Below are 25,994 nucleotides of genomic sequence, written 5' to 3'. Positions count from 1 at the left end.
ACCACCAAGACGCCAGATACATCAGCCAACACCAACGCATGTCACCACACGCAGCGCCAACCACGCATCCCCGCCCAGATAGCAATCATAACCATCTGCACAACAGATTTAATTGTGAAACAACTTGAGCGTCCCAACCGGAAACCCGGATGGAGCACTCATCCCATCTTTTCAGATGGACGCGGATTCGACCGCGAAGGGGATGGACCTTAGCACATTCAGTGCACCGGTCAAGCTCTTCGTGGGCCGAGCCCTCACCACCGAAGTGTTCCTCGGCGGTGAGGGGTATCTACGGGAGCGAAGCAGAACTGTAAAGCGCCTCTCCCGCAATTCGACGCATAGCGACCATGCATCCCATGCGACTTGCACAGCCCTCGCCGATTCGGAGGGCGCTCAGCTATCCGCGCGGATGTTGTTCTCCGTGATCACGCGGCCCCACTTGGTGATCTCGGCCTGCAGGAAACGGCCGCATTCCTCGGGCGTGCTCGCCACGATGTCGCAGCCCTGCTCCTCGATCCGGTTCTTCACGGCCGGTTCGCGCAGGACCGTCACCAGGGCCTCGTTCATCTGGCGCACCAGCGGCGCCGGCGTGCCCGCGCGGCCCAGCATCGCCCACCAGGTGGGCGCTTCGAAGCCGGCGAAGCCCTGGGATGCGAAGGTCGGCGCCCCCGGGACATGGCGGCTTTCGGTCGCGGTCGTGACGCCGAGCGGCCGCAGCACGCCCGAGCGGATGTGCTGGCTCACGATCACGACATTGGTCATGAACAGCGGCACATGGCCCGCCACGGCGTCCTGAACGGCCGGCCCACCGCCGCGATAAGGCACGTGGACAATCCGGAAATTGCCCTGCTGCTGCAGCAGCGTCGTCGAGACATGGGCGAGGCCACCGACGCCGGAGGTCGCGTAGTTCAGCGTATCCGGCGCACGGCGCGCGGCCTCCACCACATCCTGAAAGGTCCGATAGGGCGTGGACTGATGCGCCACCATCGCCAGCGGGCCCGAGGCCACATGGCAGACCGGAACAAAGGCCTCCATGGTGCGGAAGGGCAGGCGCATCACCGTCTCGTTGGTGCTCTGCGTGTCGTAGACGAAGGTCCAGGTGCTGCCATCGGCCGGCGCGCGGGAGGCCTCGATCGCGCCCGTGGCGCCTGAGGCGCCGCCGCGGTTGTCGATCACGATCTGCCGGCCCAGCACCTCGCCCAGGCGGGCCTGGTAGATGCGGGCGATGGTGTCGGTCGAGCCGCCGGGCGGCCAGGGGACGATCAGGCGCAGTGGCCGGTCGGGGAAGCCCGCGCCCAGGCTTTGCGCATGGAGCAACGCGGGGGCAGCGAGGCCCGTCCCGGCCAGGCTGAGGAATAGGCGGCGATTGATCATGTAACCTCCCGGTTGCTTTTCTGAGTAACCGGAACGGACATGCCGGAAAGCCCGGCGCCTTGGCAAGTCTCGTCAGCTTTCCGTGCGGATGTTGTTGGCGCGGATCACCTCGCCCCACTTGGCGATTTCGCCGCGGATGAAGGCCTCGGTCTCGGCCGGGCTGGCGGCGACGATCTCGGCCCCCTGCTCGGCCATGCGCGCCTGGATCGGCGCCTCGCCCAGCACCTGGCGCAGGGCCGCCTGCATCCGGTTGTTGATGGCCGGCGGGATGCCGGCGGGGCCCACCATCACCCAGTAGGTCAGCGCCTCGAAGCCCGGGAAGCCCTGGGCCGCGAAGGTCGGCACCTGCGGCAGGAAGCGGCTGGTCTGCGCCGAAGAGACGCCGAGCGGGATCAGCCGGCCCTCGCGGATATGGCTCAGGATGATCACGATGTTGGACATGAACAGCGGCACATGGCCGGCCAGTGCGTCCTGCAGGGCCGGGCCGCCGCCGCGATAGGGCACGTGGCTGATCTTGAAGTCGCCGCGCTGCTGCAGCAGCACCGTCGCCACATGCGCGAGCGAACCCACACCCGTGGTGGCGTAACTCAGCGCATCCGGCCGCGCCTTCGCCGCCTCGATCATCTGGGGCAGGGTGCGGAAGGGCGTGGAGGGGTGCGCTGTCAGCGCATAGGGGCAGGTCCCCAGCAGCGAGCAGAAGGTGAAGGCCTCCATCACCCGGTAGGGCAGGCTCATCAGCGTCTCGTTGCCGGCCAGGGTGTCATTGGCCAGCATCCAGGTGTGGCCGTCGGGCGCGGCGCGCGCCGTCTCGGTGGAGGCGACGGAGCCCGAGGCGCCGGCGCGATTGTCCACCACCACCGGCCGGCCGAGGATCTCCTGCAGGCGCGGCTGGAGGATGCGCGCCACCGTGTCGTTCGAGCCGCCGGGCGGAAAGGGGATGATGATGCGCACCGGCCGCTCGGGCCAGGATTGCGCCCAGGCGCCCGTGGCCAAGGTTGGGCTCGCGAGCAAGGAGGCGATGGCGGAACGGCGGCGCATTCTGGCTTCCCCGGTGTGACGCCGGGGAGCAGACCACAGCCCTGCGTGCCGCCTCAAGAAGCTTGTGCGAAACCGGCGCGGATCGCCTCCACCAGGGCGCGGGCGCCCGGCGAGAGGGGCGCCTCGCCCAGCGCCAGCAAAATGCCCATCTCGCCCAGCGAGGGCAGCCCCTCCGCCTCCCCCATCCAGGCGAGGCCGGGCGGCAGGCGCGTCGGCGTCGAGATGGTGAGCGCCAGGCCCGCCAGGGCCACCGCGAAGCAGCCGGATTGGGTGGTGCTGTTGTAGCTGACGCGCACCCGCCGCCCCTCGCGGCCCAGCGCCTCCAGCGCCGCGCGGCGCCAGGTGCAGCCCGGATGGGCGGCGGCGAGCGGCAGCGGGTCGCGCTTGTGCAGCGTGCTGCCCTGCGGCCCCACCCAGCGCAGCGGGCCGCGCCAGACCTCCTCGCCATCGCGGCCATGGCCCTCGGTCAGCAGCGCGAGGTCGAGATGGCCATGCTGGAGGCGGCGGGCGAGTTCCTCGGAGCTCATGCAGAGCACATCCACTTCGATGCCCGGATGGGTGCGGCCGAAGCGGGCGAGGATGCCGGGCAGCCATTGCAGCGCGTAGTCATCCGGGCTGCCCAGGCGCACCTGGCCGGTCAGCGCCGGGGCGCGGAAGGTGGTGATGATCTCCTCGTTCAGCGCAAGCAGCGTGCGGGCGCGCTCCAGCAGCCAGGCGCCCTTCGAGGTGGGCTCCAGGCCGCGATGGCCGCGGCGCAGCAATTCCTCGCCCAGGATCTCCTCCAGGCGGCGCATCTGCATGGAGACGGCGGATTGGGTGCGGCCGATCTTCTCGGCGGTGCGGGTCACGCTCTCCCCCTCGGCGATGAGGACGAAGCTGCGGAGCAGCTCGGGGTCGAGGCCGGCGGGGAGGTTCATTGGGCAACATCACAATAATTGATGTTGACCGTCAAGATTAGTCGTTTGAATGATGGTTCCCAGGCTGGGATAACAGGGGGGTACTTTCGCACAAGGAACAGAAGCCATGTCCGCCCAGATCAGCCCCCTTCCCTCCGCCTCGCGGCTTCCCGCGCGGTTCGGGACGCCGAAGCTCAGCTTCGGCTGGGTGGTCTGGCTGGCCCGCTTCTGGCGCGCCTATGACACCCGCCGCCAACTCGCCGAGCTGGACCCGCATCTGCTGCGCGACATCGGCTTGACGCGGCTGGACGCGCAGATCGAGGCGGCCCGCAAGCCCTGGGACATCCAGGGGGGCTGAACCGGCCTTACGGCCGGGGCGAGGCGCCGGCCAGCCGGCCCTCCGCCCAGCCGGCCGCCTCCCGCCAGGGGCGGTGGCGCATGGCCACCGCCGGTTGCGCCGGGGTGGCGGCGATCGGCACGCCGAGGCGCTCCGCCTCGGCCATCGCCTCGCGGATGTCGAGGATGAAGACCTGCCGGCGCGCGCCCTCGGCGAGGCCGGCGAGATCCACACCGGTCATGGCGGCCAGCAGGGGCGCCGCACCGGGTTGCGGCAGGGCGGTGGTCAGCCCCATCACCTGGCCCCGGCCATCCACCACGGGTCCACCGGAAAATCCCATCAGCGCGCCCAGCCCCGCCGTGAAGCCCGGGCCGAAGCCGCGCATCTGCACATAGGGCCGCGCGACCCGCCCCTCGGCCAAAGCGCGCCCCAGCCCCTCGGGGCCGAGCGCCCAGACCGCCTCGCCGGCGACCGGCAATTCGGGGGCCAGCGGCGCGGGGCGGAGGAAGCCTTCGGGCATGCGCAGCACGGCGAGGTCCATGCGCGGGCTGGTCGCGACCAGCCGGGCCGCTGCCTCGGCCGAGCCGTCGGCGCGGCGGAGCGTGACCGGGCCGCCGGCCTGGCGCAGCACATGGGCGTTGGTGAGGACATGCTGGTCATCCACCGCGATCGCGGCACCCACCGAGACGCCGCCCGCCTGCAGGCTGGCCAGGCTGTCCCGCGCAACGCGCGCGGCGGGCGTTCCCTCGGCCTGCTGGGCGGGCAGGGCCGCGCAACCCGCGAGAAGCAGGGCGCCCAGGAACAATCCAAGAAAGCGGTGCATGTTTTCCGGCATGGCAATATTACACCCTCGGTCTGATCCCCTTCGGCCTGCGGTATAAAAATTAATAATTCCTGAAGGATGAAGGCCAAGTCGGGAGACACGCCCCCCAGCCGAGCGACCAGAAGCTTGACCTTTGGCGCTGCCAGGGATTAGAACATTTCAAGAACAACCATGCTGCTCTCCCCACGCCCCTCCCCGACCGAACCCGAGCCGCCCGCCCCGGCCGCGATGGATCGCGCTGGCCTGCTGGCAGGGCTGCGGGCGCGCATCGCGGGCTTCGATCCGGGGCTCGAGACCAGCCGCGCCACCCTCCCCTTGGCCCCCGAGCTCGACGCCTACCTGCCCTGGGGCGGCCTGCCGCTCGCCGGGCTGCATGAGGTGCTGGCGGCCGAGCCCGGGGCCGGCATGGGCTTTGCCGCCTTGCTGCTGGCCCGCGCCCAGGCGGCGCTGCCCGGCCGCTCCGTCCTCTGGATCGCCGATGAGCCCGATGCCTATCCGCCCGGCCTCGCCACCCTGGGCCTTTCCGCCGCCGGCCTGATCCTGGTGCGCGCGCCCCGCCCGGCCGATGCGCTCTGGGCGGCCGAGGAAGGGCTGCGCTGTCCGGCCATCGCCGCGGCCCTGGTGATGAACGTGACGCCCGACCTCACCGCCGCGCGGCGCCTGCAGCTTGCGGCCGAGACGGGGGGCGGCATCGGCCTGCTGCTGCGCGGCGAGGATGAGGCGCCCGGCCCGACCGCGGCACTCACCCGCTGGCGCCTGGCCGCCCGGCCGAGCGAGGGCGGCTCGGCCCACCAGATCGGCGATCCGGCCTGGGAGATCGCGCTGCTGCGCGCGCGGGGCGGACGGCCGGGGGCCTGGGCGGGGGAATGGGATGCGCTCAGAGGTGAATTGCGGGTGATGGGGGCAGCTCAGCCGAACAAGCGGGCCTTTGGCGCATGAAAGAGGCACGAAAAGAGGCCTCCGGCGGCTGGGGCCGAAAGGCCCCAGACCCCAGGAATTTTAGGGACTTCCAGACAAAGCCTCGGAATCTCCATTTGTCCGAAAAGGCATCGGGGCGATGACGGGGCGGCGCGCTGCACGGACGCCGCGGCTGCCGCTCTTCGAGGCGGGGCCGCCCACGCCCCCCGCCCTCATCCCCGCCGCGGAGCAGACCGCCAGCACCCGCCGCTTCCTGATGCTGCACGGGCCAGGCCTCGCCCAGCCGCGGGCGGCCGTCTGGGCGCTGCGATTCTCCCCCCTCGTCGGCCTCTGGCGCGACGAGGGGCTGCTGATCGAAACCACCGGCCTGCCCGAGGCCGAGCCCGCCTTGCTGGCCCGCATCCTGGCCGCCTTCGAAAAGGCCGGGCACCCGGCGCGCGGGCTGATCGGCGCCGCCCCCGCCGCCCTGGCCGCCCTGCTGCGCGCGGGCCTGCCCTCCCAGGTGCTGGACCCCATGCCGGATCTGGCGCGCCTGCCGGTCAGCGCGCTGGCCCTGCCCGAAGCCATGATCGCCGCCCTGCACCGCCTGGGCCTGCGCGAGGTGGCGGCGCTGGAAGCCCAGCCGCGCGGCCCGCTCGCCCGCCGCTTCGGCCCCGCCATCGCGCAGGAACTCGCGGCGCTGCGCGGCGCCATCGCCCCCTTCACCCCCATCCGCCCGCCGCCCCGCCACCGCGTGGCGCGGGATTGCCTCTCGCCCCTGGTCACTGCCCCGGGGCTGGAGCGCGCGATCAGCGGACTGATCGCCCAGCTCTGCGCGGGGCTGCTGGCCGCCGGCGAAGGCGCGCGCGTGCTGCGCCTCACCGCCTTCCGGGGCGATGCCTCCTGGCAGGAGCTGCGCCAGGGCCTGGGCCAGGCGAGCCGCGAGCCCACCCATCTGCACCGCCTGCTGGCCCGGCGCGTGGAGGAGCTGCGGCCGGAACTGGGCTTCGAGCGCCTGGTGCTGGCGGCCGAGGTGACGGAGGCGCTCGCCCCCCGCCAGGCCGGATTGCCGGGCGAGGATACGGCGCCCGAGGAACTGGCCGCGCTGCTCGACCGGCTGGGGCAGCGGGTGAAGCTGTGGCGGCTGGCGCCGCATGCCTCGCATTGGCCCGAACGGGCGCTGCGTCGCGTCAGCCCTTTCGCCAAGCCTGTCGCCTTCCAGCCGGCGGCGCGCCCGGTGCGGCTGCTGCGCCGGCCTTTGCCGCTGGAGGCGGTGGCCTTGCTGCCCGATGCACCCCCTTCCCTGCTGCGGCTGGGGCGCCAGAGCCATCGCATCCTGCGTGCCATGGGGCCGGAGCGGCTGGAGCCCGAATGGTGGAACGGCCACGCCGCCCGCCCGCGCGACTATTATCGGGTGGAGACCCAGTGCGGCGCGCGCTGGTGGGTCTGCCGCAGCGGCGCCCCCGGCGCGCCGGATGCCCGGTGGTATCTGCATGGAAGTTTTGTTTAGGCCCTCAGGCGCCGGGCGCGGCCTCCGGCCGCTTGGCTTCGCCGCACCACGGGTGCGCCAGGCCCGTAGGGCGGTTGGGCGGCGCCGGCCGCATGCGCGGCCGGATTCTCGGAAGGAACGCTGCTCCTCTCAGCCCGGCACCGCCCTCAGCGTATCCGCGCCGAACAGGCGCGGCGGAACGCTTCAGCGTTCCGAAGCCAAGCCGGCGGAGCCGGCGCCCGGCGCCTGAGGGCATGGCACATTCCTTCGGCGAGCCTGCCGCCTTCTCCAACTTCTCCTTTCTGGAAGGGGCGTCGCATGCGCGCGAACTGGTGGAGACGGCGCAGCGCCTGGGCCATTCCCTGATCGGCGTGGCGGACCGCCAGGGTTTCGCCGGCAGCGTCCAGGCCATGGTCGCAGCCGAGCAGGCGGGGCTGCGCTATCTGCTGGGCGTGCGGCTCACCCTGCTGGACGGCAGCGAATACCTGGCCTGGCCCAGCGACCGCGCGGCCTATGGGCGGCTGACCAGCATGCTCTCGGCCGCGCGGATGGAGGCACCCAAAGGCGAATGCCCGCTGACGCGCGAGGCGCTGCTGGCAGCCAGCCCCGGCCAGGCGCTGGCCCTCGTCGCCCCCCGCCAGCCTGATGCCGGTTTCGCCACGCGGCTCAGGCGCGATGCGGCGGAATTCGGCCGCGCGCTGGCGATGCCGCTGATGGTGGCCGTGCATCACCGGGCCACCGGAGGCGACCGCGCCCGGCTCGATGCGCTGGCGGCCATGGGCGCGCGGCTGATCGCGGCCGGCGGCGTGCGCTACCACGCACCGCAACGCCGGCGCCTCGCGGATGTGCTCAGCGCCATCCGCCTGGGCCGAACCGTGGATGAACTCGGCCTCGACGCCGAGCCCAATGCCGAAGCCTGCCTCAAGCCCGAGGCCGAGCTGCGTCGCCTCTTCCAGGGGCATGAGTCGGCGGTGGATCGCGTGGCGGAGCTGGCGGAGGTCGCGCGGTTTTCCCTCCGCGAACTCGCCTATGAATACCCGGACGAGATCCTGGACCCCGGCCGCACGCCGCAGCAGACGCTGGAGGCGCGCGTGGCGGAAGCGCAGCACCGCATCTGGCCCGAGGGCACGCCGGAGAAGGTCGCGCGGCAGATCGCGCATGAACTCGCGCTGATCGGCAAGCTGAACTACGCGCCCTATTTCCTGACGGTGCATGAGATCGTGCGCTATGCGCGCAGCCGCGGCATCCTCTGCCAGGGGCGCGGCTCGGCGGCCAATTCGGCGGTCTGCTACGCGCTCGGCATCACCGCCGTGCCGCCCGACAAGCATGACCTGCTCTTCGAGCGATTCATCAGCGAAGCGCGCGACGAGCCGCCCGACATCGACGTGGATTTCGAGCATGAGCGGCGCGAGGAGGTGATCCAGCACATCTATGAACGCTACGGCCGGCACCGCGCCGCCATCGCCGCGACCGTGATCCGCTTCCGCGAGCGCAGTGCGATCCGCGAGGTGGGCAAGGCGCTGGGCCTGGATGAGGCGGTGACGGCGCCGCTGGCCAAGGCGGTCTGGGGGGCCGGCGATGCCAGCTGGGCCGAGATCGCGGCCGAGCATGGGCTGGATGCGGAAGATCCGCGCCTCAGCCTCGCCTGCGAATTGGCCGACGAGATCCAGGATTTCCCGCGCCACCTGGCCACCCATGTCGGCGGCTTCGTCATCACGCGCGGGCCGCTGACCGAGCTCTGCGTCGTCACGCGCGCGGCGATGGCGGACCGCCACACGATCGAATGGGACAAGGACGACATCGAGGCGCTGCGCATGCTGAAGGTGGATGTGCTGGGCCTCGGCATGCTCTCCTGCATCCGCCGCGCTCTGGCGCTGATCGGCAAGCGGGCGCTGACCGAGATCCCGCAGGACGACCCGGCCACCTATGAGATGCTGAGCCGGGCGGACAGCCTGGGCGTCTTCCAGGTGGAGAGCCGGGCGCAGATGAACATGCTGCCGCGCCTCCGCCCCCGCGAGTTCTACGATCTGGTGATCGAGGTCGCGATCGTGCGGCCGGGGCCGATCCAGGGCGACATGGTCCATCCCTATCTGCGGCGGCGGAATGGCGAGGAGGCCATCGAGGTGCCGCACGGCCTGGAGGAGGTGCTGGGCAAGACGCTCGGCGTGCCGCTCTTCCAGGAGCAGGCGATGAAGATCGCGATCGTGGGCGCCGGTTTCTCCGCGACGCGGGCCGACCAGCTGCGCCGCGCCATGGCGACCTTCAAGCGCAACGGCCAGCTGCCGCAATTCCGCGCCGAGTTCCTCGAAGGGATGGCGCGCAACGGCTATGATCCGGGCTTCGCGGAGCGCTGCTTCCGCCAGCTCGAAGGCTTCGGCACCTATGGCTTTCCGGAGAGCCATGCGGCGAGCTTCGCGCAGCTCGTCTACATCTCGGCCTGGCTGAAATGCCACCACCCGGCGGCCTTCGCGGCCGCGCTGCTGAACAGCCAGCCCATGGGCTTCTACGCGCCCGCGCAGATCATCCGCGACGCGCGGGAGCATGGCGTGCGGGTGCGGCCGGTGGATGTGACCGTCAGCGCGTGGGACTGCACGCTGGAGCATGCTGCCCCGACCGATTCAGACCTCCGGGCTGCGCCCTCTGGTCATCGGGCGGATGGCGCTTTGCGTTTAGGCCTGCGCCTCGTGACGGGCCTCTCCGACAAGGTGGCAGAGCGCATCACGGAGGCGCGGCCCTTCGCCGATTTCCGCGACATGGTGCGCCGTGCGGCGCTGGATCGCGGCGCGGTGGAGCGGCTCGCGGAAGCCGATGCGCTGCGCGGCCTGGGCCTCGATCGCCGCGCGGCACTCTGGGAGGCGGCGGCGGTGGAGCACGCGACCGCCCTCGCCGCCCCCATCACCGAGGCCGCGCCGCAACTCCCTCTGGCGACCGCGGGCGAGCGCGTGGTGCTGGATTACGCCGGCACGGGCCTGACCCTCGGGCCGCATCCGCTGGCACTGCTGCGCGGCGAACTCACGCGCCGCGGCGCCGTCAGCACGCGGGACTATGCCCAGGCACGGCAGGGGAAATGGCTGCGGGTCGCGGGCCTCGTCCTCGTGCGGCAGCGGCCGGGGAGTGCGAAGGGCGTGATGTTCTTCACCATCGAGGATGAGCACGGCACGGCCAACCTCGTCCTCTTCCCCGATATCTCGCAGCGCTTCCGGCGCGAGGTGGTGGCGGCGCGCCTGGTCATCGCCGAAGGGCGCCTCGAACGCACCGAGGCGCATGTGCCCATCCTGCACCTGCTGGTGCGCAAGCTGGAGGACCATTCGGCCCTGCTGCACGGGCTGCATGAGTTGGATGGCGACACCTGGGCGCGCGGCATCGCCCATGCGGATGAGGTGCTGCGGCCAAACCTCTCGCCCGACCCGCGGGTGAAGCGGAAGGAGGCGCTGCGGCAACCGAGCCGGGATTTTCATTGATTTTGTGCCTCAGGCGCCGGCGCGCGCTCCGCGCGCTTGGCTTGCGGCCCTCAGGCATGGTGCGCGGGTGGCGAGGGCATCGCGTGGCCGCCGGCCGCGGTGCGGCCGGATTCTCCCAGGGCATTGCCAGCTGGTATTTGCGAATCATTCTCATTTGCAGCATAGTGCGGGCAGCACGGAGAACCTGCCCATGGCGACTCGCGGCCTTCCCACCTGGCCCCACCTGAATGACAGCGCGGACGACCTGCCGGAGGCCGAGCGCCTGCTGCTGGACGCCGCCCGCGCCTGGGCCGGCCCCGGCCCCGCCGGCCCGGTGGGCGAGGCCGCGCTGGTGCTGGCCGCCGCCGGCGTGGAGGGCGTGGCGCTCCGGCTCGACCCGCTGCTGCGCGCCCTGCCCGGCCTGCAACTGGGCTGCCCGCTCTGTCTCAGCATCCAGCCCAGCGAGGCCGCGTTGCTGCTCGCCATCGGCGCGGTGCAGCAGGGGCGGCGCAGCATGGCGCTCGGCTTGCTGCATCGCCTGGCCCCGCCGCTGGGCGCCTATCGCGCCATGCCCGCGCTGATCCACCTGGCCTGCGCGCTGCGGCGCGGCGGCGTCAGCTTCGCGCCGCGCCTATGAGCGCGGGCCCCAGATGCTGGCCCGCACCGCCACCGCCGCCAGCACGCCATAGGCGGTGACGCCGAGCGCCACGGCCAGGAACTGCCCGTCCATGCCAAGGCCCAGCACATCGCCCAGCAGCCAGCCGCCCCCCACCGCGATGCCAAGGCGCGAGACGCCGGCCAGGATCGGATAACCCATCCGCCCCGCCCCCATCGCCGCGAAATACATCGCCATGCCGAGGCCGAAGCCGCCGAAGGCGGGCCCGATGAAGGTCAGCGCGCGGGCCGCGATCGCCGCCACCTCGGCATCCGAGGCGAAGAGGTTCGCGAAGAAGAGCGGCTGCAGCGCGACCGAGATGCCGACCGTGGAGCACACGCCGAACGCCATCAGCCCGCCCACCCAGGCGGTGCGCCGCGCCGTCTCCCAATCCCCCTGCCCCACCGCGCGGCCGACCAGGGCCGTGAGCGCCGAGCCCACGCCGAAGGCGAGCGGGATCATCATGAATTCCAGGCGAGCCGAGACGCCATAGGCCGCCACCACCGCCGCGCCATAGGAGGCAAGCCGCGCCGTCACCAGGATGGTCGCCATATTCGCGATCAGCGCGAGCGTGCAGGCGATGGCGCCCACAGCGAGGATGCGTCGGAACAACGCCCATTGCAGCGTCACGCGCAGGTTCGGCGTGAAGCCCGCGGCCCCGGAGAAGACCACCTTCGCCATCACCCCCGCCGCCCCCCAGAAGCAGAGCGCGAAAGCAAGGCCGAGGCCGATCAGCCCCCAGCCCAGCACCTCGGCCAGCACGAAGCCCAGCGCCGGGTAACCCAGCCAGGCGAAGTTCAGCACCCGCGCCGCCAGCGCATGCTTGCCCGCCCCGCGCAGGATGGAGCCCAGCGTATTGGCCATCCAGGCCGGCACGGCGCCCAGGCCGAACATCACCGCCGCATAAGGGGCACCCGCCGCCGCCGCCTCCGGCCCGCCGATCCAGCCCAGCAGCGTCCAGGGAAAGCCCGCCAGCAGGATCACGAACATCGCCGCGAAGCCGAGCGCGATCAGCAGCGCATGGACAGCGAGTGCGGAGGCCTCCTCCGGCTTCTTCGCCCCCAGCGCGCGGGCGATGGCGCTGACCACGCCGCCGCCCATCGCACCCGCCGACATCTGGCCCAGCAGCAGCGCAAACGGCAGCACCACCGCCCAGCCCGCCAGCGCGGAACGGCCAAGACGGGCCGCGATCCAGGTCTCGATCAGCAGCGCCACCACCTGCAGCGCGGAGAGCAGCGTCGTCGGCGCGGCCAGCGCCAGGATGCGCCTGGCCAGCTCGCCCGAGCCGGGCCGGGCGGTGGCGCTCACGCGAAGCGCTCCACGCCGAAGGGCGTGAGGTCGGCATTGGGCCTGGGCCCCAGCATCGCGGCGGCCAGCAGCGCGCCGGTCGGCGCCGAGCCGGTCAGCCCCAGATGCCCATGCCCGAAGGCGCACCAGAGGCCGGGCCAGGCCGCAACCGGCCCCACCACGGGCAGGCTGTCCGGCAGGCAGGGGCGATGGCCCATCCAATGCGGCTTCGCATCGCGCGTATCCGCCTGCGGATAGACCTTCGCCAGATCCTCCAGCAGCATCGCCGCGCGGGCCGGGTTGGGCGGTGCCTCCGTGCCGCCGAACTCGACCGTGCCGGCGATGCGCAGCCCCTCCTCCATCGGCGTGATGAAGGCCTTGCGATCGGCCGGCACCACGGGCCGGCGCGGCATGACACCCGGGTTCGGCAGCATGATGTGATAGCCGCGCTGGCTCTCCAGCGGCACCTTGATGCCGAGCGGCGCCAGCAGCTTGGCCGACCAGGCGCCGGCGGCCAGCACGACGTGATCGGCGCTGACCGGCGCGCCATCCACCCTGGCGCCGGTGACGCGATGGCCCTCGGTAGTGAGCGCCGAGACGGAGCCGCGCAGGATCCGCCCGCCCATGCGCTCGATGCCGCGCGCGATGACGCGGGCCTGCCGCAGCGGGTTCACCGAATGCCCCTGGCGCGGCAGGAAGACGGCCACGCCATAGGTCTCGGACACCTCCGGCTCCAGCGCGAGAATCCCAGCGCGGTCCAGCACCTGCATCTCAAGCCCGTGCTGGCGGCGCAGCGCCCAGGCCGCGTCATCCTTCGCCAGGTGCTGCGCGTCCCGGTACAGGTAGAGCTGGCCATTATGCGTGATGAGATCGAGCGCGCCCTCGGCAGCCAGGATCTCGAGATGCCGCTCCTCCGCGCCATGCAGCAGCACGGCGAGCGCCTCCGCGATCTCCTGCACGCGCTCGGGCCGCGCTTCCAGCACGAAGCGCCAGAGCCAGGGGAAGGCGGCGGGCCAATAGCGCGTGGGGATGTGCAGCGCGCCCTTCGGGTCGAGCAGCATGCCCGGCACCTGCTTCAGCACGCCCGGCATGGCGAGCGGCGCGACTGAGCCGCCCGAGATCGCGCCTGCATTGCCGGAGGAAGTCCCCTCGCCCGGCCCCTCGCGGTCCACCAGGGTCACCGCCGCGCCCTGCCGCGCCAGATACCAGGCGGAACACAGCCCGACGATGCCGGCGCCGATGACAAGGATGCGAGGTCTTGGGTCCATGATCCGGGATGCTCGCGCATGATTGACGCGCCCGCAATGCAGCCCGAAGGTTTCGGCAAGAACGGAGGAACACCATGCGGATCGTGCCCAACAACACGGGCCTCGGCGCGCGCATTCACGACCTGGATCTGAGCCGGCCGCTGGCGCCGGAGGAGTTCCGCACGGTGCTGCGCGCGCTCGGCGAGTACGGCGTGCTCTGCTTCCCAGGTCAGGATCTCGATGCGCCCCAACTTGCGGGTTACGCCCGCCGCTTCGGTGAGCTGGAGGTGAACGTGGCGAACATGTTCCACGCGCCGGGCCTGCCCGAGATCATGATCCTCTCCAACAAGCGCGACGCGGCGGGCAAGCCCGTCGGCCTCAACGATGCCGGCCAGGGCTGGCACACCGACATGAGCTATTCGACGGAGATCGCGCTCGCCAATGTGCTGCACGCGAAGGAGGTGCCGCTGCGCGACGGCCGCCCGCTGGGCGACACGCAGTTCCGCAACATGCACGCCGCCTATGAGGACCTGTCCGCCGAGGTGAAGCAGCGCCTGGAAGGCCGCGTGGCCATCCATGACTTCCAGAAATTCTGGGACATGATGCGCATCCGCCCCGGCTCCATCCGCGGCCCGCTGACGCCCGAGCAGCGCGCGAAGAAGCCGCCTGTCCGCCAGCCCATCTTCCGCACGCACCCCATCACCGGCCGGCGGGTGCTCTATTGCAACCCGGGCTATGCGATGGAGATCGAGGGGCTGGAGAAGGCCGAGAGCGACGCGCTGCTCGACTATCTCTTCCGCCATCAATCCCAGGCGAAATACCTGCACAGCCATGCCTGGACGCCGGGCGACGTGCTGATGTGGGACAATATCGGCACCACCCACAATGCCCGCGCCGATTACGGCCCGGACGAGCCGCGCTTCATCCTGCGCGCCCAGGTGATGGCGAGCCTCGACTACGCGGCGCTGGCGGCATGAGGCTCGCCACACTGAAGGATGGTCGGCTCGCCGGTGTGCTGCCCGATGCGCTGGTGCCGCTGGAGGCTGCGCTGCGCGCGGCGGGCGGCGGCGCCCTGCCCGGCGAGATGACCGCCCTGCTGGCCGACGAGGCCGCGATGACCGAGGCCGCCCGCGCCATCGCCTTCGCCGCCCGCCCCGAGAATGCGGCGCTGCGGATCAAGCTGGACGAAGCGCTGCTCGATGCGCCGCTGCGCCCCGGCAAGATCGTCGGCGTCGGTCGGAATTACGGCGCGCATGCGAGCGAGGTGGGCGGACCGAAGCTGGAAGCGCCCAAGCTCTTCCTCAAGCCCACATCCTCGGTCTGTGGCCCGGGCACGGCGGTGGTCATCCCACGCGCCGTCACCAAGCCCGATTGGGAGGCGGAGCTCGCCGTCATTATCGGCACACCAGCCTATGAGGTGGAGGAGCGCGTGGCGCTGGACCACGTCGCCGGCTACACCATCCTGAACGACGTCTCGGCGCGCGAATTCCAGTTCGACCAGCCGCTCGCCATGACCAGCTTCGCCAAGGGCCTGGCGCAGTTCTGCCCGATCGGCCCCTGGATCGTCACCGCCGATGAGCTGGGGGAGCCCTGGGCGCTGGATGTGGATTGCACGCTGAACGGCGAGAACGTGCAGCATGGCAACACGCGGGAGCTGATCTTCTCCGTCGCCTCGCTGATTGCCTACATCTCCCGCTTCATGCGGCTCGAGACCGGCGACGTCATCGCGACCGGCACGCCGGCCGGCTCCGGCCATTTCCGCAATCCGCCCCGCTATCTGAAAAGCGGCGACGCCCTGGCGCTCAGCGTCTCGGGCATCGGCACGCTGCGCCATTCGATCGCCTGAGGACAACTTCCATGATCCGCGCACTCAGCCTGCTGCTTCTGCTGGCGACACCCGCACTGGCCCAGCCCCGCGCGCCGGGCACGGATTACCCAAATCGCCCGGTCCGGGTCGTCGTGGCCCTCGCCCCAGGCGGCAATGCCGACATCAACGCACGCCTCGTCTCCGCCGCGCTCAGCAATGCGCTGGGCCAGCAATTCGTGGTCGAGAACCGCCCCTCGGGCGGTGGCGTGGTGGCGATGGAGACGGTGGGGCGCGCAGCCCCCGATGGCTACACCCTCCTCGTCGGCGCGCTCGGCTCACATGCGCTGAATGTCGGCCTCTATCGCAACCTGCCGGTGCATCCGCTCACGGGGCTCGATCACATCACCATCAGCTCGGAGAGTGCGATGGTGGTGGCGGTGCATCCCTCCACCGGCTGGCGCAATCTGGCCGAGATGCGCGCCGCCCTGCTGGCACGGCCCAACCACTACACCTTCGGCTCCTCCGGCAATGGCACCACGGGGCACATCGCCTCGGCGCTGCTGCTGAGCCAGATGGGCGTCACGGCGCAGCACATCCCCTATCGCGGCTCGGCAGCGTCCTTTGCCGATCTCTCGGCCGGGCGCATCCAGTTCCAGACGGACACCATCTCCTTCCTGGAGCAGCATATCCGCGCCGGCACGGTGAATGGCCTCGCCATCGGCACCGCCACGCGCTCTCCCATGACGCCCGATGTGCCGACCGCGGCCGAGGCTGGCGTGCCCGGCTTCCAGGCGACGACCTGGACGCCGTGGTCGAGTGCCATCGGCACGCCGCCCGTCATCCTGGAATTCCTGCAGCAGCAGATCGCCGCCCAGCTCGCCGCAGGCCCGGTGCGCGAGCGCATCCTCGCACTCGGCAACACCATCCCGGAGAACATGACGCCCGAGCGCACCCGCGCCTTCATCGCCGCCGAGATCGAGAAATGGGTGCCCATCGTGCGCGCCACCGGCGCCACGGTGGATTGAGCCATGCTGCACGCAACCCATGACTCCATCCGCGCCCAGATCCTCGCCATCCTGACCGCCTGGGGCAGCCCGCCCCATCTGGCGGAAACCACCGCCGACATCATGGTCGAGACCGACCTCTCCGGCGTGGACAGCCACGGCATCTCGATGCTCATGGCCTATGAGGATCTGCTGAAGCGCGGCCAGTTGCGCATCGCGGGCGAGCCGCGGGTGGTGCGCGATTTCGCGGCGACGGCGATGGTGGATGGCGCGGATGGGCTGGGCCACCCGGCCGCCTTCATGGCGATGAAATTCGCCATCGAGAAGGCGCGGGCCTTCGGCATCGGCGCCGTCGGCGTGGTGAACAGCCACCATTTCGGCGCGGCGGGCTGCTATGCGCGGCTGGCGGCCGAGGCGGGGCTGATCGGCCTCGTCACCTCCTCCACCCGCGGCATCCTGATGGTGCCGACGCGCGCGGCAGAGCCGGTGCTCGGCACCAACCCCATCGCCTTCGCGGCGCCCGCCGGCAAGCACAAGCCCGTGGTGCTCGACATGGCGACGACGACGGTCGCGGGCAACAAGGTCAAGGTCTATCACCTCAACGACAAGCCGATCCCCGAAGGCTGGGTGCAGGATGGTGAGGGGAAGCCCGTCACCGACAGCCACATCGCCAATGACTATGTGTTCAAGCACAAGGAGGGCGGCATCACGCCCGTGGGCGGGCCGGAATCGCTGGGCGGGCACAAGGGGTACGGGCTGGCACTCATGGCCCATATCCTGGGCGGCACGCTGGTCGGCGCCAGCTTCTCTCCGATCCGCAACCGCACGCAGAAGCCGGACGACCCGAACAATATCGGCCACTTCATGCTGGCGGTGGACCCGCGCGCCTTCCGCGACATCGAGGGCTATGAGAGCGACCTGGACGCGGTGATCGACGTGCTGCACGCCACGCGCCCGGCCGACCCGGCCAAGCCCGTGCTGGTACCGGGCGAGCCCGAGGAAATGTCCCGCGCCAAGCGACTGGCGGAGGGCATCCCCATGCCGGAGAGCCTGGTGCAACACGTGAAGGACGTCGCGGCGCGTGCGGGCGTGGACTACATCCTGAAGGCGGCGGGCTGACGCCGACAGCCCAGCAGGTGCAACAGATCAAACTAAAGCGTGCCCTCCGAGTATCCGGGCCGAATAGGCCCGGCGGGATGCGTCAGCATCCCGAAGCCAAGGCCGCGGACGCGGCCGCCCGGCGCCTAAGGGCATCAAAAAGACTCACACCGAGCGAAGCTCGGTGTGAAAGCTCTTGCTGACGATCTTCCAGCCCTCGGCCGTCTTCAGCAGCAGCAGGTAGTCCGTGAAGTAGCGTGGCGGAATGCAGCAATTCACCTTCACGCAGGCCGCGTCCTCGCCCGCCATATCGATGGCGAGGATACGGTCCTCGCGCGCCAGGTTGCGCGACGCAGGAGAGGGCCGGCCAGCAATCATGGTGAGCCAGTCCGCGCGCGGCAGGTCCACCACCTGGCCATCCACCACGTTGTAGAGATGCGAGACGGGGTGGAAGGCGGCGCTGATCTTGGTGCCATCACCCTCGTAGAGCCCATCGAGATAGGTCTGCACCACTGCCTCGATCTGCGTCAGGGCGGGCAGCGTCACATTAGCCAGGGGGGAACCATCGGGCATCAGGAGTTCTCCTCGTCGCGGAACAGGCCGCGCGTGTCCAGGATGCGCCGCCCGTTCCGCTGTGCGGGCGTGATGCGGCGGAAGGCGGCGTGGTCGGTCAATACCAGCAAGGCGCCGGGGCCGGCCAGCGCTTCCTCCAGCCCGAGCAACGGCGCGGCAAGGCCCGCGGGTGCCGCGCGCAGATGCGGCTCCACCACCACCACCCGGCCCGGGTGGCGGCGCGCCAACTCGGTGACGATCTCGAGCGCCGGGCTTTCGCGCAGATCGCCCACATCCGCCTTGAAGGCGAGGCCGAGGCAGATCACCCGCCCATCCGCCGCGCAGAGCGCCGAGGCCTGCTCCAGCACGGCGGCGCGCTTCGCGGCATCCACCGCCCGTGCGGCCGGGATCAGGCGCGCGGCCTCCGGTGCGCCATGCGCCAGGAACCAGGGGTCCACCGCGATGCAATGCCCGCCCACGCCGGGGCCAGGCCTGAGGATGTTCACGCGCGGGTGGCGGTTGGCGAGTTCGATGACGCGCCACGCATCCAGCCCATGCTGAACCGCGATCAGCGAGAGCTCGTTGGCGAAGGCGATGTTCACGTCACGAAAGGCGTTCTCCGAGAGCTTCACCATCTCGGCCGTCGCGGCATCCGTGCCCACAACCTCACCGCGGACGAAGAGGCGGTAGAAGGCGACGGCGCGGCGCGTCGCCTCCGGCGTGAGGCCGCCCGCCACGCGGTCATTCTCGACGAGTTCGGTCAGCACGCGGCCCGGCAACACGCGCTCCGGCCCATAGGCGATGGCAAGGTCGGTCAGTTCGGGCCGCAGCTCGGCCAGCAGGGCCGCGACGCGCGCCGTGGTGCCGATCGGGCTGGTGCTCTCCAGCAGCACCAGATTGCCGGGCCGCAGCGCCGGCGCCAGGGCGCGCGTCGCGTCCAGGACATGCTCCAGCATCGGCGTGTTGCCGGGTCCGAGCGGCGTGGGCACCGCGATGATGAAGACGTCCGCCGGCGGCGGCTCGGCATGCAGCGTGAAAAGCCCGGCGCGGAGCGCGCGTTCCAGCAGCGCCTCCACATCGGCCTCGGTGATGTGGATGCGGCCGGCGGCCAGGGTGGCGCGCACGGCCGCGTTGCTGTCCACCCCCTGCACGGCCATGCCGCGGCTCGCCAGCAGGGCGGCGGTGGGCAGGCCGACATAGCCGAGGCCGATCACGGTCACGCGCGGATTCATAAACCCAGGGTTGCACAGTCCCGGGGCTTCCGCCCACAGCGATCACGCGCGAAACTCCGGCAACCGGAGGAAATCCCATGATGCGCCGACGCCATCTGCTGGCCCTGCCCGCGCTGCTGCCAGCCGCTTCCCTTGCGCAACCCGCCTGGCCGCAGAAGCCGGTCCGTCTGATCGTGCCCTATGCGGCGGGCGGCGGCACCGACATCCTGGCCCGTGCCATGGCCGAGGCGCTGCGCCCCAGCCTGGCGCACCCGATCATCGTCGAGAATCGGGCCGGTGCCGCCGGCGTCATCGGCAGCGAGCTGGTGGCCCGCGCCGAGCCCGATGGCCATACGCTCACCGCCGTCGTCTCCACCCATGTGATGAACCGCCACGTGCTGGCGCAGATCCCCTTCGACCCGATCCGCGACTTCACGCCCGTCTCCATGCTGACGCGCAACACCATGGTGCTGGCCGCCTCCCACACGCTGCCCTTCACCGACATCGCTGGGCTGCGCGCCTTCGCCGCCGCCAATCCCGCCCGGCTCTCCACCGGGAGTACCGAAGCGCTCTCGCAATTCATCGGGCAGGAGTTGGCCCGCCGCCTCCGCCTGGAGATCCCCGATGTGCAGTATCGCTCCGGCGGGCAGCTGATGACGGATGTGGTGGCCGGCCACCTGCCGCTCGGCTGGACCAGCACGGCCAGTGCCACGCCGCATCTCGCCACTGGCCGCACGCGCATCATCGCCGTCAGCACGGCGACCCGCACGCCCTTCTTCCCCGACGTGCCGACGGTGCAGGAACAGGGCATCGCCGATTTCGACCTGGCGGGCTGGGTGGCGCTGCTGGCGCCGGCAGGTCTGCCCGATGCCATCTCGGCGCGCATCCGCACGGCCGTGGATGGCGCCTTCGCCGATCAGGCGTTCCGGGCCCGCTTGACGGCGCTCGGCATCGAGCCTGATCTGCGCCCACCCGCCGAAACCCTCGCCGCCATGCAGCGCGAGGACCGCATCTGGGCCGCGGCCTCCGCCGCCGGCCATATCCAACGCCAGTAGAGGTCTCCATGGCAAACCCCTCCCTCAAGGCCGCCTTCGACGCGAAGAAGTTCATCGTCGCCCCCGGCATCTTCGACATGATCAGCACGCGCGTGGCGGATGGCATGGGCTTCGATTGCCTCTATGCCACGGGCTTCGGCACCGTCGCCTCGCATCTGGGCGTGGCCGATGCCGGCATCGCGACCTACACCGACATGGTGGGCCGCATGGGCCGCTTCGCGCAGATGGCGAGGACGCCGATCATCGCCGATGCCGACACCGGCTATGGCGGCCTGCTCAACGTGCGCCACACCGTCATGGGCTATGAGACCGCCGGCATCTCGGGCATCCAGCTCGAGGACCAGGAGATGCCGAAGAAATGCGGCCATACGCCCGGCCGCAGCGTGATCCCGGCGGAGGACATGGTCCTGAAGCTCAAGGTCGCGGTCGAAGCCCGGCGTGATCCGAACTTCCTGATCGTGGCGCGCACCGATGCGCGCACCAGCCTGGGCCTGGAAGAGGCCATCCGCCGCGGCCGCATGTATGGCGATGCGGGCGCCGACATCGTCTTCATCGAAAGCCCCGAGACCGAGGCCGAGATGGTCGAGATCGGCCGCTCCATCAACAAGCCGTTGCTCGCCAACAACGTGGAAGGCGGCCGCACGCCCATCCTGCCGGCCGCGCGCCTGAAGGAGATCGGCTACAGCATCGCGATCTATCCGGGGGCGGGCTTCCTCGCGGTGAGTGCCGCGCTGGAGCGCGTCTATTCCCACCTGCTGAAGAACGGCGACACCAACGGCCTGCCGGCGCAGGAAAGCTACGGCTTCGGCCGCATGTGCGAGCTGATGGGCTTTCCCGAGGTCTGGGAGTTCGACAAGAAATGGGCGCGGAAGGACTGAGGCGATGCAACAGGTGAAGGCCCTCGTCTTCGACGTCTTCGGCACGGTGGTGGATTGGCGCAGCGGGGTCGCGCGCGAACTCGCGGGCTATCTCTCCGCGATCGGCCGCACCGATCTCGACCCCTTCCTGCTCGCTGATGCCTGGCGCCGGCGCTACCAGCCGGCGATGGAGGAATGCCGCAGCGGCCGGCGCCCCTTCACGCGGCTCGATGTGCTGCACCGGGAAAACCTGGAGGCGATGCTGGCGGATCACGGTGTGGCCGGCTGCAAGGCCAGTGACCTCGATGCGCTGAACCTCGCCTGGCACAAGCTCGACCCCTGGCCGGATGTGCTGCTGGGCCTGCACCGGCTGAAGCGCAAGTATTTCCTGGCGCCGCTGTCGAACGGGAACATCGCGCTGCTGGCGAACATGGCGAAGCGCGCGCGCATCCCCTGGGATGCGATCCTGGGCGCCGAGCCGGTGCAGGCCTACAAGCCGCAGCCGGAGGCCTATCTGCGCACGGCGGAACTCCTGGCGATGCGCCCGGATGAGGTCTGCCTTGTCGCCGCCCATAACGGGGACCTGCGGGCGGCACGCGCCGCCGGCCTCGCCACCGCCTTCATCCCGCGCCCGACCGAGCACGGCGCGGGCCAGACCATCGACCTCACAGCCGAGGACCCGTGGGACTGCGTGGCGGCGGATTTCGTGGATCTGGCGGCGCGCCTGGGCGCCGGATAACGCGGTCGAGGGACTGATTCACGCCTTTGGTGCTTGCACCAAGGGCGATCAGGCGCTGGTCAACCCAGCAGGCCCTCGCGCAGGGCCTGCCACCCCTCGCGGTCCGGCGCGCAGATCAGCCCGCCGATGTGTTTGCGCGGCGAATAGATGCTGCCGTCGAACTGGGCCGAATAGCCACCCGCCTCGGCATGCAGCAGCGCGCCCGCCGCGTGATCCCAGGGCATCAGCTTGTTGTAGAACAGCGCGTGCAGTCCGCCCGTCGCGGCAAGGCGATACTCGTGTGCGGCGCAGCGGAAATTCAGCGTGCCGGCGAGCAGCGAGAGGCGCGGCAGCAGATGCGCCTTGCGCTCCGGCGGCAGGAAGCCCCAGGAAATGGCACCCACCATCCGCCCCAGCGGCGCCGGCGCGGCCACACGGCAATCCACGCGATGCCCGGAGGGCGCCTCGATCCAGGCTCCCTCGCCGCGCAGAGCGATGGCCGTGTCATCGCCCATCGGGTCATGAATCCAGCCCGCGATGGTCTCGCCGTGCTGCACGGCGGCCAGCATCACGCCGAAGAGCGGCACGCCGCCTGCGAAATTCGCCGTGCCATCCACCGGGTCCAGCACGAAGCACAGCTCCGCATCGAGCATGCGCGTGAGAAGCCCGGGATCGGCCGCCGTCGCCTCCTCGCCCAGGATCATCGCCTTCGGATAGCGCGCGGCAAGGGCGGCGCTCAGCCGGCGCTCCGCCGCCTCATCCGCCTCCGTGACCAGGTCCAGCGGACCCGACTTCGCGCGGATGTCGCCGCTCGCCAGCCGCCGGAAGCGGGGCAGGATCTCGGCCTGCGCCGCCTCACGCAGCAGCCCAGCGATCTCGCTGGCCTGAGTAGCGGACAACCTCAAGAGAGCAGCTCGTAGCGCGCGCGATTGGCGGGCGAGATCCGCACGGTGAGCTGGATGCGGTCCTCGCCATCCACGCGCTCCAGCACCTCGCCATGGCGGTACAGCCAGGCAAGGCGCGAGCCATCCTCGCTTGGCACGTCGAAGCGCTCGGTCACCATGGTCTCGGCGAGGCGCGCATCCAGCGCCTCGCGCAACACATCCAACCCATCGCCCGTGAGTGCCGAGACCGCGACCGCACCCGCCGCGCGCGAGGCGATCGCCTCCGGCCCGCCCAGCAGATCCGCCTTGTTCAGCACCTCGATGCAGCGGCCGCGCCAGCCGGCATCCAGCGCCGCATCCGGGCCTTCGGTCATCTCATCCAGCACCGCGTTCACGTCATTGCGCTGCGCCGTGCTGTCCGGGTGCGCCACGTCCCGCACATGCAGGATGATGTCGGCCGCCGCGACCTCTTCCAGCGTCGCGCGGAAGGCCTCGATGAGCTGCGTCGGCAGGTCGCTGATGAAGCCCACCGTGTCGGAGAGGATGGCATGCCGCCCGGAGGGCAGCGTGATCTGCCGCATGGTCGGATCGAGCGTGGCGAAGAGCTGGTCCTGCGCATAGACCGTCGCACCGGTCAGCGCGTTGAACAGCGTGGACTTGCCGGCATTGGTGTAGCCGACCAGCGCGATCACGGGGAAAGGCACGCGCTCGCGCGCCTTGCGGTGCAGGCCGCGCGTGCGGCGCACCTGCTCCAGCTCGCGCTTCAGACGGATGATGCGCTCGCCGATCAGGCGGCGGTCAATCTCGATCTGGCTTTCACCGGGGCCGCCCAGGAAGCCGAAGCCACCGCGCTGCCGCTCGAGGTGCGTCCAGGAACGGACGAGGCGCGTGCGCTGGTATTCCAGATGGGCGAGTTCCACCTGCAGCGTACCCTCGCGCGTGCGGGCACGCTCGCCGAAGATCTCGAGGATGAGGCCGGTGCGGTCGATGACCTTGGCCCCCCATTCGCGCTCCAGGTTGCGCTGCTGCACGGGTGTGAGTGCCGCATCTACGATGACGAGGGTGGCGCCCTGCTCCTCCAGCGCCTGATGGACCATCTCCACCTGCCCCTCGCCGAGCAGGGTGGAGGGACGGCGCTGGCGCAGCGGATGGATCGCCGAATGGACGATCATGACACCGATGGAAGCGGCGAGTCCTACGGCCTCCGCAAGCCGGGCCTCGGCGGCGCGCGGCAGCCCGCCCGTGGGCGCGAATTCCAGGACGTTCGAGCGCTGCGTGCGCTCAAAGGGCAGGATGACGGCCGCGCGCGTCGGCGCGGCCGCGACATCTTCACTCTTCGCGGGCAGCTGCTGGCTCCCGCGACATGGTCAGCGTCGTCTCGCGCACGGGCGTGCCGGTGGCCGGCGGCGCGGCGGCGGCGCCTGCGGCCTGCGGATCAAACAGCATGATGGGGGCGCCCGGCATCACCGTGCTGATGGCATGCTTGTAGACAAGCTGCGTGTGCCCGTCCCGCCGCAACAGGACGGAGAAGTTGTCGAACCAGGTGATGATGCCCTGGAGTTTGACGCCATTGACGAGGAACACCGTCACCGGGGTCTTGCTCTTGCGAACGTGGTTCAGGAACACGTCCTGCACGTTCTGGGACTTCTCGGCCATCACGGCCTCCTTCTTCTTCTTGGTCGCGGGCGCCCGTCACCGGGGAGGCCCGTCGCCTTGCCATGCGGGCAATGTCGGGTGTCGCGGATCACTTGTCCAGAGCGCCCAGGCGGGCCGCGAGTTGCACGCCATCGGTGAAGGCCAGGTCGGGGGCGCAGGCAAGGATTCCGCCATCATGTGCGGCATCGCCCAGCAACACCGCGCGGCAGCCCGCCGCGCGCGCCGCCTGCATGTCGATCGCCGTGTCGCCCACGTACCAGATATGCGGCCCCGCGCTGAGCCCCATGCGCTGCAGGGCGAGGTGCAACGGCGCGCCCGAGGGCTTGTCCGCTACCGCATCCCCCGCCCCCACCAGCACGCGGAAGCGCTCCGCCCAGCCCAGATGGGCAGCCTCCTTGCGAAGGAGCGGCCCCTGCTTGTTCGAAACGACGCCGAGCGGCAGATGCGCCAGCGCGTCCAACATGGCGATGGTGGCCGGCAGCGGGCGGATCACCTCCAGGTGCGTGGCATGCACCGCCTCATAGAAGATGTCCCGCGCGCGCTCCCACTCGGCGCCGAAATGCTCGGGGAAGCTGTCCCGCAGGGATTTGCGCACATTGGCCAGCACCTGCTCGCGCGTCCAGGCGGGCTTGCCGAAGGCGGCGAAGGCCGCGTTCAGCCCGGCCTCGATGGCGGCCCAGCCGTCAATGAGGGTGTTGTCCCAATCAAAAAGGATGGCCTCAGGCGTGATGTGATCGCCCGACCGATTCAGCCCTCCGGGCTGCGCCCGACGACCATCGGGCGGGGTCATGCGGCGTTGCCCAGTCCGGCATGCACATGCCGGGAGAACAGATCGAACAGCCGTCGCGTGATGGGCCCCACCTGCCCATCCCCCACCGCGCGGCCATCAATCTTCACGATGGGCTTCACGAAGGAGGTCGCCGAGGTCAGGAAGGCTTCCTTGGCGCCGGCCAGTTCATCAAGGCTGAAGGGCTCCAGGCTGTAGGGGATGCCCGCCGCCTCCATCTCGGCGATCAGCGCGCCGCGCGTGCAGCCAGGCAGGATCACATGGTCGAGGTGACGGGTCCGCAGCACGCCCTCAGCATCCACGATCCAGAAGGAGGTGGCGGCGCCTTCCGTCACCATGCCGGTCGCCTCCTCGTAGAGGATCGCCTCGGCCGAACCGGCCTCACGCGCCGCCTGCCGGGCCAGCACATTGGGCAGAAGGTTCACGCTCTTGATGTCGCGCCGTGCCCAGCGCAGGTCGGGGTGGGTGATGGCGCTGATGGTCCAGCGGTCCACATCCTTCGGGTAGGGCGGGATGTGCCGTACCGTGACGACGAGCGAGACGGGCACAGGCGTCTTCGGGAAGGCATGGTCGCGCCGCGCCACGCCGCGCGTCACCTGCATGTAGAGCAGCCCATCGGTCACGCGGTTGCGCCGCGCCACTTCCATCAGCACCATGCGCAGCGCCGCGCGCGGCATGGGCATGGAAAGGTGGATTTCCCTCAGCGAGCGCTCCAGCCGGTCGAGGTGGCGGTCCTCGTCGATGAAGCGGCCACGGTAGAGGTGCACCACCTCATAGATCCCGTCGCCGAACTGGTAGCCGCGATCCTCGACATTCACCGAGGCGTGGCGCTGGGGGAGATAGGCCCCGTTCACATAAGCGATCTTCGACATGCGAAGAAGC

25 protein-coding genes are annotated in these 25,994 nt (G+C 70.6%); 12 read left to right on the top strand and 13 right to left on the bottom strand.

Annotation, left to right across the window (positions count from 1 at the left end; all coding sequences use genetic code 11):
- Window positions 1-393: 393 nt before the first annotated feature.
- The 3 genes from KTR66_RS11595 to KTR66_RS11585 all read right to left on the bottom strand — a co-directional run bounded on the left by KTR66_RS11595 (window position 394) and on the right by KTR66_RS11585 (window position 3,329).
- On the bottom strand, window positions 394-1,374 hold the full coding sequence (locus KTR66_RS11595; protein WP_213612749.1) for a tripartite tricarboxylate transporter substrate binding protein: 981 nt from the start codon (window positions 1,372-1,374) through the stop codon (window positions 394-396).
- Between the two features lie 72 nt (window positions 1,375-1,446).
- Entirely contained in the window at window positions 1,447-2,412 is a 966-nt protein-coding gene (locus KTR66_RS11590; RefSeq protein WP_213612748.1) for a tripartite tricarboxylate transporter substrate binding protein, read from the bottom strand.
- Window positions 2,413-2,465: 53 nt separating this feature from the next.
- Entirely contained in the window at window positions 2,466-3,329 is an 864-nt protein-coding gene (locus KTR66_RS11585) for a LysR substrate-binding domain-containing protein (RefSeq protein ID WP_213612747.1), read from the bottom strand.
- A 106-nt stretch (window positions 3,330-3,435) separates the two neighbouring features.
- Between KTR66_RS11585 and KTR66_RS11580 the strand changes: the two genes are divergently transcribed.
- Window positions 3,436-3,666, top strand: coding sequence for a DUF1127 domain-containing protein (locus KTR66_RS11580; RefSeq protein WP_213612746.1), 231 nt, complete (start codon window positions 3,436-3,438; stop codon window positions 3,664-3,666).
- Window positions 3,667-3,673: 7 nt separating this feature from the next.
- Here the strand turns inward: KTR66_RS11580 and KTR66_RS11575 are convergent, their stop codons facing one another.
- Window positions 3,674-4,468: a serine protease gene (locus KTR66_RS11575; protein WP_213612745.1), complete on the bottom strand. Its 795-nt coding sequence runs from the start codon at window positions 4,466-4,468 to the stop codon at window positions 3,674-3,676.
- A gap of 171 nt (window positions 4,469-4,639) precedes the next feature.
- On the opposite strand from KTR66_RS11575, the gene KTR66_RS11570 reads away from it, so the two are divergent.
- The 4 genes from KTR66_RS11570 (at window position 4,640) to KTR66_RS11555 (ending at window position 10,931) form a co-directional block, all read left to right on the top strand.
- Complete coding sequence (locus KTR66_RS11570; RefSeq protein ID WP_213612744.1) at window positions 4,640-5,407, top strand: ImuA family protein; 768 nt, start codon at window positions 4,640-4,642, stop codon at window positions 5,405-5,407.
- Between the two features lie 118 nt (window positions 5,408-5,525).
- On the top strand, window positions 5,526-6,875 hold the full coding sequence (locus KTR66_RS25180) for a hypothetical protein (protein ID WP_213612743.1): 1,350 nt from the start codon (window positions 5,526-5,528) through the stop codon (window positions 6,873-6,875).
- A 233-nt stretch (window positions 6,876-7,108) separates the two neighbouring features.
- Window positions 7,109-10,315: an error-prone DNA polymerase gene (locus KTR66_RS11560; protein ID WP_213612742.1), complete on the top strand. Its 3,207-nt coding sequence runs from the start codon at window positions 7,109-7,111 to the stop codon at window positions 10,313-10,315.
- Between the two features lie 190 nt (window positions 10,316-10,505).
- Window positions 10,506-10,931 carry a hypothetical protein gene (locus tag KTR66_RS11555; protein WP_213612741.1) on the top strand — a complete coding sequence of 142 codons (426 nt, stop codon included), beginning with the start codon at window positions 10,506-10,508 and terminating at the stop codon, window positions 10,929-10,931.
- Here KTR66_RS11555 and KTR66_RS11550 read toward each other — a convergent pair.
- Both KTR66_RS11550 and KTR66_RS11545 read right to left on the bottom strand, forming a co-directional pair.
- Window positions 10,926-12,257, bottom strand: coding sequence for an MATE family efflux transporter (locus KTR66_RS11550; RefSeq protein WP_213612740.1), 1,332 nt, complete (start codon window positions 12,255-12,257; stop codon window positions 10,926-10,928). The two genes, KTR66_RS11555 and KTR66_RS11550, sit on opposite strands and share 6 nt — an antisense overlap.
- A complete protein-coding gene (locus tag KTR66_RS11545) occupies window positions 12,254-13,504 on the bottom strand; it encodes an FAD-binding oxidoreductase (RefSeq protein WP_213612739.1) in 1,251 nt (416 codons plus the stop codon). Before KTR66_RS11545 ends, KTR66_RS11550 begins: the two co-directional genes overlap by 4 nt.
- Before the next feature lie 74 nt (window positions 13,505-13,578).
- Between KTR66_RS11545 and KTR66_RS11540 the strand changes: the two genes are divergently transcribed.
- Genes KTR66_RS11540 through KTR66_RS11525 form a run of 4 tightly spaced genes read left to right on the top strand, consistent with a single transcriptional unit; the run spans window position 13,579 to window position 17,413 of the window.
- Complete coding sequence (locus KTR66_RS11540; RefSeq protein ID WP_213612738.1) at window positions 13,579-14,460, top strand: TauD/TfdA family dioxygenase; 882 nt, start codon at window positions 13,579-13,581, stop codon at window positions 14,458-14,460.
- The gene (locus KTR66_RS11535) at window positions 14,457-15,329 is read left to right on the top strand and encodes a fumarylacetoacetate hydrolase family protein (protein ID WP_213612737.1); all 873 of its coding nucleotides are present in this window, start codon (window positions 14,457-14,459) and stop codon (window positions 15,327-15,329) included. The genes KTR66_RS11540 and KTR66_RS11535 overlap by 4 nt, the downstream gene beginning before the upstream one ends.
- An 11-nt stretch (window positions 15,330-15,340) precedes the next feature.
- A complete protein-coding gene (locus KTR66_RS11530) occupies window positions 15,341-16,315 on the top strand; it encodes a tripartite tricarboxylate transporter substrate binding protein (protein ID WP_213612736.1) in 975 nt (324 codons plus the stop codon).
- 3 nt (window positions 16,316-16,318) lie between these two features.
- A complete protein-coding gene (locus KTR66_RS11525; RefSeq protein ID WP_213612735.1) occupies window positions 16,319-17,413 on the top strand; it encodes an Ldh family oxidoreductase in 1,095 nt (364 codons plus the stop codon).
- 144 nt (window positions 17,414-17,557) lie between these two features.
- Here the strand turns inward: KTR66_RS11525 and KTR66_RS11520 are convergent, their stop codons facing one another.
- Window positions 17,558-17,965 (bottom strand): nuclear transport factor 2 family protein, encoded by a 408-nt coding sequence (locus KTR66_RS11520; protein ID WP_213612734.1) that lies wholly within the window; start codon window positions 17,963-17,965, stop codon window positions 17,558-17,560.
- Window positions 17,965-19,164 (bottom strand): UDP-N-acetyl-D-mannosamine dehydrogenase, encoded by a 1,200-nt coding sequence (gene wecC, locus KTR66_RS11515; protein ID WP_371819102.1) that lies wholly within the window; start codon window positions 19,162-19,164, stop codon window positions 17,965-17,967. The genes KTR66_RS11520 and wecC overlap by 1 nt, the downstream gene beginning before the upstream one ends.
- An 89-nt stretch (window positions 19,165-19,253) precedes the next feature.
- Here wecC and KTR66_RS11510 point away from each other — a divergent pair, with 89 nt between their 5' ends.
- Genes KTR66_RS11510 through KTR66_RS11500 form a run of 3 tightly spaced genes read left to right on the top strand, consistent with a single transcriptional unit; the run spans window position 19,254 to window position 21,806 of the window.
- A complete protein-coding gene (locus KTR66_RS11510) occupies window positions 19,254-20,210 on the top strand; it encodes a tripartite tricarboxylate transporter substrate binding protein (RefSeq protein ID WP_213612732.1) in 957 nt (318 codons plus the stop codon).
- 8 nt (window positions 20,211-20,218) lie between these two features.
- Window positions 20,219-21,088 (top strand): oxaloacetate decarboxylase, encoded by an 870-nt coding sequence (locus KTR66_RS11505; RefSeq protein WP_213612731.1) that lies wholly within the window; start codon window positions 20,219-20,221, stop codon window positions 21,086-21,088.
- A 4-nt stretch (window positions 21,089-21,092) separates the two neighbouring features.
- Window positions 21,093-21,806, top strand: coding sequence for a haloacid dehalogenase type II (locus tag KTR66_RS11500; RefSeq protein WP_213612730.1), 714 nt, complete (start codon window positions 21,093-21,095; stop codon window positions 21,804-21,806).
- Between the two features lie 59 nt (window positions 21,807-21,865).
- Here KTR66_RS11500 and KTR66_RS11495 read toward each other — a convergent pair whose 3' ends face one another.
- From KTR66_RS11495 to KTR66_RS11475, 5 genes are all read right to left on the bottom strand, one after another.
- Window positions 21,866-22,690 carry an inositol monophosphatase gene (locus tag KTR66_RS11495; protein ID WP_213612729.1) on the bottom strand — a complete coding sequence of 275 codons (825 nt, stop codon included), beginning with the start codon at window positions 22,688-22,690 and terminating at the stop codon, window positions 21,866-21,868.
- Entirely contained in the window at window positions 22,687-24,015 is a 1,329-nt protein-coding gene (hflX, locus tag KTR66_RS11490; RefSeq protein WP_213612765.1) for a GTPase HflX, read from the bottom strand. The genes KTR66_RS11495 and hflX overlap by 4 nt, the downstream gene beginning before the upstream one ends.
- Window positions 23,999-24,325, bottom strand: coding sequence for an RNA chaperone Hfq (hfq, locus tag KTR66_RS11485; protein ID WP_249732036.1), 327 nt, complete (start codon window positions 24,323-24,325; stop codon window positions 23,999-24,001). Before hfq ends, hflX begins: the two co-directional genes overlap by 17 nt.
- A gap of 88 nt (window positions 24,326-24,413) precedes the next feature.
- Window positions 24,414-25,115 carry an HAD family hydrolase gene (locus tag KTR66_RS11480; RefSeq protein WP_213612727.1) on the bottom strand — a complete coding sequence of 234 codons (702 nt, stop codon included), beginning with the start codon at window positions 25,113-25,115 and terminating at the stop codon, window positions 24,414-24,416.
- Window positions 25,112-25,984, bottom strand: coding sequence for a D-amino-acid transaminase (locus KTR66_RS11475; protein WP_213612726.1), 873 nt, complete (start codon window positions 25,982-25,984; stop codon window positions 25,112-25,114). Before KTR66_RS11475 ends, KTR66_RS11480 begins: the two co-directional genes overlap by 4 nt.
- Window positions 25,985-25,994 lie beyond the last annotated feature (10 nt).

This window comes from Roseococcus sp. SDR, assembly GCF_019083995.1.
Classification (GTDB): domain Bacteria; phylum Pseudomonadota; class Alphaproteobacteria; order Acetobacterales; family Acetobacteraceae; genus Roseococcus.
Note: the sequence above shows the minus strand (reverse complement) of the source record. Positions and strands in the feature narration are given on the sequence as shown.